The sequence below is a fragment of the Mesorhizobium sp. M7A.F.Ca.CA.003.01.2.1 genome, assembly GCF_003998945.1.
In the GTDB taxonomy this organism is placed as follows: Bacteria; Pseudomonadota; Alphaproteobacteria; order Rhizobiales; family Rhizobiaceae; genus Mesorhizobium; species Mesorhizobium ciceri.
This window is the reverse complement of record NZ_RZRA01001062.1, coordinates 1-1,784: the sequence shown is the minus strand read 5'-3', so window position 1 is coordinate 1,784 and position 1,784 is coordinate 1. Positions and strand designations below refer to the sequence as shown.

General features: G+C 61.2%; 2 protein-coding genes. Both read right to left on the bottom strand.

Annotation, left to right across the window (positions count from 1 at the left end; genetic code table 11):
- Positions 1 to 102: 102 nt before the first annotated feature.
- Positions 103 to 393 (bottom strand): hypothetical protein, encoded by a 291-nt coding sequence (locus EN969_RS29620; protein WP_063170186.1) that lies wholly within the window; start codon positions 391 to 393, stop codon positions 103 to 105.
- A 109-nt stretch (positions 394 to 502) separates the two neighbouring features.
- Positions 503 to 1,784 (bottom strand): glycine--tRNA ligase subunit beta (gene glyS / locus EN969_RS29615; RefSeq protein WP_127419654.1); only part of this gene is annotated, 1,282 nt, incomplete at its 5' end.

The window sequence follows — 1,784 nt, the reverse complement described above, 5'->3', positions numbered from 1 at the left end:
GCCGTCGCCGGGGCGGCTGACAGTCGGCTTCGGGGACGGCTGATAGCAAAAGGCGGCGCCTCGGCGCCGCCTTGCCATCGATAGACTCGGCGGCTGAAAAGATCAGGCCGCTTCTTCCTTGTCGTCGTCTTCTTCTTCGGACTCGTCGCCTTCAGCCTTCACGCTGTCCTCGGCGTCGTCTTCGTCCTCGTCTTCATCTTCGTCGTCATCCGAGAGCGTGGCAGCTTCGGTGGACTCTTCGCCTTCTTCATCGTCGCCGTCTTCGTCGTCATCAGACAGGTCAGCGGCTTCGATCGCTGCGGCGGCGGCATGATCGAGAATGGTTTCGGAAGCGGATTCAAGCGCCTCGGCGGGAGTTTCTTCTGTCACTTCGATTTCGTGATCGGAATTCATGGAAGCCTCCGTGGGGTTGGGGAACATGTCCCTTTTGCCACGGAGAGATCATCGCCATATGACTGTAAGCCGGCTCGAACGGCCGGTAGCAGAGAATATTTTCTTCGCCTTAACCTGCGATCCTGGAGAAATCCGCGACCTGACCGGTGGCCGTGCGGATGCGGGCGAGCAGCGCCAGGCGGTTGGCACGCACCGCCTGATCCTCATCGTTTACAAGAACATGCTCAAAGAATGAATCAACCGGCTCGCGCAACACGCTAAGCGCCAGCAAGGCGCCGGAAAAATCATCGTTTTGAATCGCTTCGCCGGCTTGCTTCTCAGCCTGGTTCACCGCCGCAAACAGCGATTTCTCGGTATCCGCGCGAAACAGCGCCGGCTCAACGGTTTCGGCGACCGCCGTTTTCTTTTTCTCCTCGGCAGCCAGAATGTTGGCCGCGCGCTTAGTGCCGGCGAGCAGGTTCTTGCCGTCCTCGGTGTCGAGGAAGGCGCCGAGCGCCTCGACGCGGCGGACGATCTGCAAGAGGTCGTCGGACTGCGGCGTGATGACGGCATCGATGAGATCGTGCCGGGCGCCCTGATCGCGGAGGTAGACTTTCAGGCGGTCGTGGAAGAAGGACAGAAGGTCAGACGCTTTCCCGACGATGGCTGCCAGCGCCAGTCGAATATCATTCTCGACCAATATTCTAACCACACCCAGCGCCGCTCTACGCAGCGCATAGGGATCCTTCGACCCAGTCGGCTTTTCGTCGATTGCCCAGAAACCGACCAGCGTATCGAGCTTATCGGCAAGCGCCACTGTGATCGAAACCGGATCGCTCGATACGCGATCGGACGGGCCTTGCGGCTTGTAGTGTTCCTCCGCTGCAGCGGCGACCGATGCATGCTCGCCCTGAAGCAGCGCATATTTGCGGCCCATGGCGCCTTGCAGTTCCGGGAACTCGCCGACGACTTCGGTGGTGAGATCTGCCTTGGCCAAGACGGCAGCGCGGCGCGCGAGTGCGGGATCGGCGCCGACTGTCGGAGCCAGTTCTTCCGCCAATCGCTTGATCCGCTCCACCCGTTCGCCCTGCGTGCCGAGCTTGGCGTGGAAAGTCACGCCGAGATGGTCGAGGCGGGCCATGCGCTGGTCGAGAGGCTTCTTGAGATCAAGCCCGAATTTTTCCGCCGATGCCTCGAGCTCAGCCAGGTCAGGCAAATCGCCCTGGTCGGTCGTCCAGAAATAAAGCGCGTCGGACAGACGGGCGCGCACCACCTTGCCGTTGCCGTGGGCGATCTCCTTGCCGCCATCCCTGGCTTCGATGTTGGCGGTTAGAATGAAGCGATTGGAAAGCGCGTCGTCGACACCCTGCGGCCGCGTCACAAAGCACTTCTGGTTGGCGCGGATGGTCAGT